This is a genomic window from Bacillus sp. ISL-57 (assembly GCF_018613135.1).
In the GTDB taxonomy this organism is placed as follows: Bacteria; Bacillota; Bacilli; order Bacillales; family DSM-1321; genus Peribacillus; species Peribacillus frigoritolerans.
This window is the reverse complement of record NZ_JAGGQV010000020.1, coordinates 150,045-158,130: the sequence shown is the minus strand read 5'-3', so window position 1 is coordinate 158,130 and position 8,086 is coordinate 150,045. Positions and strand designations below refer to the sequence as shown.

Here is an 8,086-nt window from a genome sequence, read left to right as displayed (position 1 = left end):
TCATGGATGGCTAACGGGTGCATTAGCTAAAGATCAGAGCTGTCTTTAAGGCAGCTTTTGTCACTCTTTCGAGTTGGGATGAAGCGAGATCATATTCCTCTAATAACTGTTCCAAGTGAAGTTTAACGCATCAAAGGCTTGTTTCGTACCAATTGAAAGCTTGGCCAATGCAAGCAGGGAACGGGCTTTTTTATGCCCGGAATATCGCTTCATACATGATTTCCACCCGGTTACGATATCTTGAGGCTGTAAGGAACATAATTCAGCTTGGGTAGGAAAGAGGCGAAGGGTTGGGATTGCCCCTTTACATGATACGTCTTTAAACACTTGCCGGAGCTCGGGAAAGACCACATCCACCCAGCGATTAATTAGGTTGATGGAGCTAACAAGACACTTAACGATCACATCTCGGTTAGCCATAAGGACACGAAGTTTTTCAAATGATTCTGAAGTGGAACGAACGAAGGTATGGAAGCCATTCTTCACCATATCAGCGATGAAAAGGGCATCTTTTTTATCACTTTTGGATTGCGTATTATCACGGTTTTCTTTGTTTCTTTTGACATGGTGAGGATTGACGGTGACGACATCCATGTTTTGTTTGACTAGCCACTTTGAAAGGTTTATCCCATAATGTCCGATAGGTTCCATTCCGACTATCGTTTTGTCTAGGTTTTTTCATGTGTTTTAGTTCCTGGATCCAGTTTAGTAATCGAGTAAAACCCTCTTCGATATTTTCAAAAGACAAGGGTTTCCCGACCACAATGCCCCTAAAGTTTACAGCACGGGCCACGTGTACGTGTTGGGCAATATCCACACCAACAACTAGATGTTGAGGCGTAATTCTCTCAATTAGTTGATTTTGTTTGTTTTGCATTTTAAAATTTATAGTAGGGCTTCCTCCTTAAGATTTTGAGTTAGATTGGTCTCTATACTCGTATCTTAGTGAGGGGCTCTATTTTTTCAAACCTGATATGCAAACGGGGCAGGTTAGTTGAATTAGCGTAGTGTATTCGTACTGCGACAATGCAAAATAACAGCAACTGATGTTTCTGTTTCTTTTTTGATTTGGAGAATTATAAATAGGGATAGTCCAATCACTATCCCTAACAATACATATTATTTCGATTAACGAGTTCTTCCGCCTAATTGTTGTTCAGCCATTTGCACTAAACGTTTTGTGATTTCTCCACCAACAGATCCGTTTGCACGAGATGTTGTATCAGCGCCAAGTGTAACACCGAATTCACTAGCGATTTCGTATTTCATTTGTTCTAGAGCTTGCTCTGCACCATTAACTACTAATTGATTATTGTTGTTATTTCTAGCCATGTTGTCAGCTCCTATGAATATAATGTGTTGCTAGTCATAGGTTTTGATATTGTTAAGGGTTATATACATAGAATTTAAAGTAAATTAAGGCAGCGATTAAGTAAAGTAAAACTCACCTGTAGCTCTAAAAGGGAAGGCCACTGGAAAACATTGAAGCCAGCGGGTCACAAGGTACGGGTTTCGGAAGCTCCGAGGCAACTGTAAATCCTGCCGGTAACTATCCATAAGGGAAACGTGTACTCCTCTAGCTTATGCTTCCCGTCAGAGTCTTTCTTCTGCTATTGCACAGTTTGTTTCAACTCTACAATAAGTCTTAAGAAACTAACGGGTTCTTTACCTCAGTAAAGAATGAGTTTTCTTATCGCACTAACGGGGCTCGATGCCAATTACTAAAACGTGTGGTAATCGTTTTGGTCGGAACAACGAGGAGATTCTAAAAGAGTGGAATGACATTACAAAAAATATCCAGGCGGATATCGTCGTTTTGGATATGCCATTGCTCGATACAACGCAATTTAAAGATAGTCCCGGTACATTCATTGCAGATTTAGTTTTGCAAATTCTTTCCTGGATGGAGGAAGAATAACGGGATAGGATCCGGAAACGGCAGCGTGAAGGAATTGATGTGGCTTTGCAAAACGGTGTGCCTTTCGGGCGACAGAAGCTCAAGTAATAGAAGAAACCCGTCCAAAAATTAGCCGGCCATCCTTAGATATTTCGCTTTATTGGGGAGGATATCCATTCTGGGTGAATGAAGGCATATACACTTTCAGCCCTCCTTTTAGAATTCGTATGAACATAAAAATAATTAACAAAACAAAAATCGAAAAGTGTCGAAAAAAGAAATCTCCAATTCATGAAGAAGCAAAATAAAGAAGAACCGTTTAATACAGAATTGGCGGATACTTTGGAAAAACTGAAATTCGATAAATAAATGGAACTTTTTGCATTCCTCTTTCCATGGAAATTGTCACACAGATTATGTACGCCAAATAAGCGCGTGATGTTCGAGAAAATGGAATAGAAATAAACAAGAGTTGCTGCTTGTTTAATCGAAGCAGCAACTCTTTGTTTTATAAGATGGGATATAGGAAATCCCATACATTTTAACTAATTATTTTAATGGTTGTCCTTCAAATGCGTTAACAATTAAAGGTGATGAGAGGAATTCTTTAGCTTTACCAACAAACGAGGTGAAGTGCTCACTTGAATTATGGCTTGCAACCGCTAGATGATCTTGCCAAACTTCAACCATTGTAAACTCATTGTCTTTTTCTGTAGCTTTGTGAAGATTGTAAGAAACATTTCCACTTTCCGCTCTTGAAGCTGCGATTAGCGGTTGAATCTCCTCTAGAAATGCATCTTGTTTTGCTGGATTAATATTGAATACGGCATGAATGATAATCATTAAACGTCATCCTCTCATTTGTTAAGCATAATAAACTTAATATATAAAAATACATCTCGGTTGAAATTTTATGAATGGATTCTTTACTTCCATTGAGCAACTTTATCAATTGGAAGACGAACTGATTGATGGCCATTATCTGCTGCTTTACCGATTGAAATTAGCATAACTGGTACGTATCGATCTTTATCTAATCCAAAAGCTTCTGCGATCTGGTCTTTTTCATAGCCACCGATTGGATTTGTATCATAGCCATAAGCACGAGCCGCAAGCATCAGTTGCATGGATACAAGACCACCATCAACTAGAACGACGTCTTTCATCTCTTCACTAGTGATTTTTTCGAAATATCCAGCAAATGAGGCTAATATGTTTTCTTTTACTTCTAAAGGCATAAGCCCTAAATCTACAGCTTTACCGTAGATTTCTTCGCCGTTATCAAAATTGTTCATATCACCAAATACGGCAATTACTGCGGAAGATGTTTCAACTTGATTTTGGTTAAAGCGAGCAAGAGGTGCAAGTGTTGCTTTTCCCTCAGGACTTTCAATTACAAGGAAGCGCCATGGTTGCATATTAACTGAAGAAGGAGCAAGTGTCGCTAACGTAAGTATTTCCTCCATTTCTTCCCTACTGATTTTTACGGATTTGTCGTAATTTTTTATGGAGCGGCGTCCTGTGACAATTTCTTTGAAATCATTTGTTAATTGTGCTGTAGTGGTCATAGTTGATAGTCTCCTCTTTTTAACTTTAGTAGTTTAATTTAAGCAAGTGTTAGACTTGGCTTATATTTTTTTGGATGCGTGTCAGCATATCTGTTAACTCTTGACGTTCTTCTTCTTTAAAATCTTTAAGCATTAAAGTGACAAAACGAGCCTTTTCAGCTTGGTAGAGAATAATCTGTTTGCGACCATGATCTGAAAGACAGACAAGAGTAAATCGATTATCCTCCGGATCTTTGCGTCTTAAAATCATCCCAGTCGCTTCAAGTTGTTTTAAATGCCGGGTAATCGCTGCACTGTCAATGTTAACCTCTTTTTGAAGTGCAGTTTGACTAATTTCATCAACTTGATAAAGCTGATATAAGATATCATGTCTTGATTGACTAATGCCTGTACAACTTTCAAATTTTGAACTTATCTGTTTGTTAAGGCAGTTCATTTTATATAAAATAATGGATTCATTAGAACATGAATTCGTCAAGAAACACCCTCTTTTCATACGTTAGACAAATTAATTGATAGCTCAATAGTTGATGCATCAATTAATATACTATACCCTAAATAATAAAGCAAGTATTTTAGTACTGCAACTTTTGCTTAAATATGATCTAGACCAAAATGGTGCTCTATCTTCTTTTTGATTAGGCAATCTTTTCAAGAAAGCTCAGTAAACCTTTGGAGCTTTTAGCCAAGGTATAAGTATGATAATCACATTGTTATAAAAACTGCCCTTAAATAAGGTGGAAAAGTTCATCTGATAGTCGTAGACCAAGACTATTCTTCGATTTATGTGCCATAATACAGAAAAGGAAGGAGCGAATGCTCCAATCGATTAAATTTCATTGAGTGCGATGCCTGAAAATTATATTCAAGTTCCTTGTCAGTTATTTGTGTGGGGATTTAAATATAATGGTGTAAGTGCAATGAATGGGCTCCTATTATCAATAAATCCAGCTAGACATAGAAGGGTTAAGTTTAGAACCATACTTTTCACATCTCATCATACCTAAGGAAATATATGGGGATAAAGTATTCGTACCAATAGATTTAAAGAGACTTTGGAAACGTTTATAGCAATGAAAAAAAGCAAAAGTTTGGATATAGAACGGTTGCTTTTTTATAAACTGTGGCCTAGGAGTTTTATAATAGTCCTCTCGGGATTCCTTCGCAGGGTGCAATACTGAATATGTATTTACAAATCCAAGTACGGAAGTTCAACATTTGGGGCTGATCTATTTACTATGCTCAATATAAGGTATCAGAAAAGTGAGCTTTTTTAGTTTGCATAATACTGATTAGAGGAAATCAAAAAGCACATGAATTTCATAGGATTCGAGGGATTTCCATGTAACTTGGCCGTTGGGACAAACTTCAAAACAGTTATACAGATTTTTACTAATTTAGCGCATGGAAATTATTTGTAAATAATTTTATGTTTCTGATGTAATGAAAAATAGGATAAAAATTCAATTATTATTAACTGAAAATTCTTAATTCACACAAAAATAAGTGTATAATATTATAAAACAGTTATCTAAGTTTGTGGGTTACTATTTCTTAATAAGGAGGCGATTCTCTTAAACATGTATGGAAATTTAAAATATTAGTAGGGAGCAGAAAAGGAGAAATTTATTAGTCTAGAAAGGAATTTAATCAGCTACAGTAGCCAATGCGGGTTTAGGTATTGGGTTAATTAATACATATTTTAATTGATTACAACACGAAATGACTCGCTAAATGGCTGAACAAATCCTGTTGAATGCGATTTAATTTTATTATGTTGAACAAACCACTTCTTTAAAAATATTCTTTATAAAATTTGATAAGCTCCCCCAGCAAGTAACACTACATAAATTTGACCTTCCGAAACTAGTGCTGCAATAGGAGAGCGAATCCCAATAAAATAAACATTGAACGATCTGATGGGATATATACAAAAAAATCACTATATACATACTGGAGGTTTAAGGGTGAAAAAGAAAAAAGCACTATCCGGCCTGATGGCTGTGAGTTTATTAACAGTAATTCCGTGGAGTTTTGGACATGCTGAGAAACCTCAATGGACAAATGTGAATACATATGAGGAACAGGACGGAAGCAAGTTTAATAGCGAAAACTATGACTTTGTGAAATTTTCACAAATTGGTTCCAAATTAAAAGAGATTGAAAAACTTTCAAACCGTGTGAAAGTTGAAGTCCGTGGAACATCAGCTGATGGAAACCCACTCTATGTTGTCACGATTGCCGACCCAACAACACAAGGGAAGTTCGGAAAAGTGAAGGCACTTAGAAAGCAAATGTTTAAGAATCCAGGCAAAGCTCAAGAATGGGTTGCCAATAATCCTGACTTTAAAGTTCCAATCATGATTAATGGTTCTATTCATGGGACTGAATTTGTCGGAAGCGATGCAATCCTTCAATTAATTGAACGTTTTGCTACCCAAAATGATGCAACAACCAAAGACGTTTTAGAGAATAATATTCTTATTTTCAATGTCGTACAAAACCCTGATGGACGTATTGATGCCACCCGCTTTAATGGTGAAGGAATTGACATAAATCGTGACTTTATCACCCAATCGCAGCCAGAAACAAAAGAGATGGTTGAGCTCATTAAAGAATGGAACCCGATGGTGTTCCTAGATACTCATGGATATGTGAAGGATTATCAGCCAAATCTGCAGGGGTTAATTGAGCCTTGTACGCCACCGCATAATCCTAATTACGAGTATGACTTATACGGAAAATGGGCCTATAAACAGGCAGAAGCGATGGAAGCGGAAATAATGAAGGATCATGAGAACTATTCAGGATCCTTGTATCAAAACATGAAAGGTACCTATATTCCGCTGCGCGATGACTCCGCTGGCTGGGATGATTACCCACCAATTTTCACACCAATGTATGCGATGTATCATGGTGCTTACGGTCATACATTAGAAGCTCCCACAAATGATTGGGATGGCGTACGATGGATGTATAATTCGATTATGGGAGCACTGAAATTTGCAACAGCTAACAAGCAATCCATGATTACTGATCAAATTGAAATTTTTAAAAGAGGAATTAACTTTGACCATCCATTTCATAAGGAAGGGCTATTTCCAAAAGCCTACATACTTCCACTAGACCCTAAGGATCCGACTGTTACGAATAAGGCTGTAAATCATTTGATCAATAATGATATTGAAGTTGTTCAAGCTGTGAATGCATTTGAAGCGGATGGAGAGTTATATCCAAAAGGAACTTATCTTGTTGAGATGGATCAGGCGAAAGCCGGATTAGCAAACACGATGCTCTGGGATGGGGAAGACATCACGAACGATACCCCAGCAATGTACGACATTTCCGCATGGAGCTTACCGGAGCTTTGGGGATTCGAGGCAGTAGCCACACAAAATCCTATTAACGTCAATGCAACGAAAGTAAACCAGATTACAGGTCAAGGCAAGGTTTCAGGAAAAGGACCGTTTATGATACCGAACAGCTCTGTCCAATCGGTAAATTTAGTAAATGCATTGCTTAAGCAAGGAATACCTATTGTACGTGATGCACAAGGTAACTTCTTTGCAAAAACAGTAGCTAATCAGGTATCAGCAGCGGTGAAAGAATCTGGGTTACAGGTTGGAACTGCTGATGTACCGGCAGATGCAGTGGCTATTACGTCTTTAAGAGTGGCTATATTAAAGGATGGAGGTATGGGTAAACAGAAATCACACGCAGGAACAAAGCTTGCTTTGAAAAGACTAGGTTTTGATGTGACAGAAGTTACGCCAGTCGAAGTGGCTAAAAATCCCCTTAACGCTTTTGATATTTTTGTCTATAGTGGAACGGAAAGTCTCATTTCCACTAACCTTTCCGAAGCTAATAAAGAATTTGGATTACAGAACGCCGGGCAACTTAATGCATTTAAAGATAATGTGACAAGCTTCTTAAATGAAGGAGGCAAATATATAGCTGTAGGTGCTGGTGCATCTAGAGCAACTAAGACACTAGGTCTTACAGACGACACCATTAATGTAGGAGGTTCCAACAGTAATGGTATCGTAAAAGTCGATTATGAGGGAACCGGTTTAACAGCAGGTTATGGAGAAAATGATATCGGCTTTGTCTATCGTCCAACATGGTTCACGGATACTGATAATGATGAAATTGTCGCGACCCTTGCAGATTCAGATAATTTCTTCGTAGCTGGTCACTGGAAAAATAACATAACCGCCAAGGGCCAAGCCGTAATCGTAAAAGAACAGAACAAAGATGTAACTCTTATTGGGTTAGAAGCAGGTTTCCGCGACCACCCGGATTACTTGTTCCGTCTTCTATCTAATGCAATTTTCGAAAAATAGTAGAATTAGCCAAAGCCGGATTCAGCAATGAATTCGGTTTTGGTTATTTGAAAAAATGCTGAACGCTTGCTCTGAACTCATTATTTTTAAATCATCTATTTTGGTAGAAACCGCTGAATGAAGATTCTTATCAATAAGTAGTTTTTTAGACGATTAAAAATGGTGACACTACTATAATTCACAAGCTGGATTTGGATTCACTAACCAGGAATCATTATAGATGAAGTTAAAGATATGAGGTCTGATACTTATAGACTGACTACTTTACTTGAAATTGA

At 37.6% G+C, this 8,086-nt stretch carries 5 protein-coding genes and 2 pseudogenes; 2 read left to right on the top strand and 5 right to left on the bottom strand.

Translation table 11 applies throughout. The annotated features are described in order from the left end of the window. Positions 1–61 precede the first annotated feature (61 nt). Positions 62–889: pseudogene (locus J7I90_RS23115) on the bottom strand (IS110 family transposase); the annotation flags it as partial. A gap of 239 nt (positions 890–1,128) precedes the next feature. After that, on the bottom strand, positions 1,129–1,332 hold the full coding sequence (locus J7I90_RS23110; RefSeq protein ID WP_034315006.1) for an alpha/beta-type small acid-soluble spore protein: 204 nt from the start codon (positions 1,330–1,332) through the stop codon (positions 1,129–1,131). A gap of 403 nt (positions 1,333–1,735) precedes the next feature. On the opposite strand from J7I90_RS23110, the pseudogene J7I90_RS23105 reads away from it, so the two are divergent. Then, a pseudogene (locus tag J7I90_RS23105) lies at positions 1,736–1,996 on the top strand (recombinase family protein); the annotation flags it as partial. A gap of 450 nt (positions 1,997–2,446) precedes the next feature. Here the strand turns inward: J7I90_RS23105 and J7I90_RS23100 are convergent. The 3 genes from J7I90_RS23100 to J7I90_RS23090 all read right to left on the bottom strand — a co-directional run bounded on the left by J7I90_RS23100 (position 2,447) and on the right by J7I90_RS23090 (position 3,943). Beyond that, positions 2,447–2,740: a putative quinol monooxygenase gene (locus J7I90_RS23100; RefSeq protein ID WP_034313214.1), complete on the bottom strand. Its 294-nt coding sequence runs from the start codon at positions 2,738–2,740 to the stop codon at positions 2,447–2,449. Positions 2,741–2,823: 83 nt separating this feature from the next. Then, positions 2,824–3,465, bottom strand: coding sequence for a nitroreductase family protein (locus tag J7I90_RS23095; RefSeq protein ID WP_214773929.1), 642 nt, complete (start codon positions 3,463–3,465; stop codon positions 2,824–2,826). 49 nt (positions 3,466–3,514) lie between these two features. Next, on the bottom strand, positions 3,515–3,943 hold the full coding sequence (locus J7I90_RS23090) for a MarR family winged helix-turn-helix transcriptional regulator (RefSeq protein ID WP_214773928.1): 429 nt from the start codon (positions 3,941–3,943) through the stop codon (positions 3,515–3,517). A gap of 1,489 nt (positions 3,944–5,432) precedes the next feature. On the opposite strand from J7I90_RS23090, the gene J7I90_RS23085 reads away from it, so the two are divergent. Continuing rightward, positions 5,433–7,808 carry a M14 family zinc carboxypeptidase gene (locus J7I90_RS23085; RefSeq protein WP_214773927.1) on the top strand — a complete coding sequence of 792 codons (2,376 nt, stop codon included), beginning with the start codon at positions 5,433–5,435 and terminating at the stop codon, positions 7,806–7,808. The last annotated feature ends 278 nt before the right edge of the window (positions 7,809–8,086 follow it).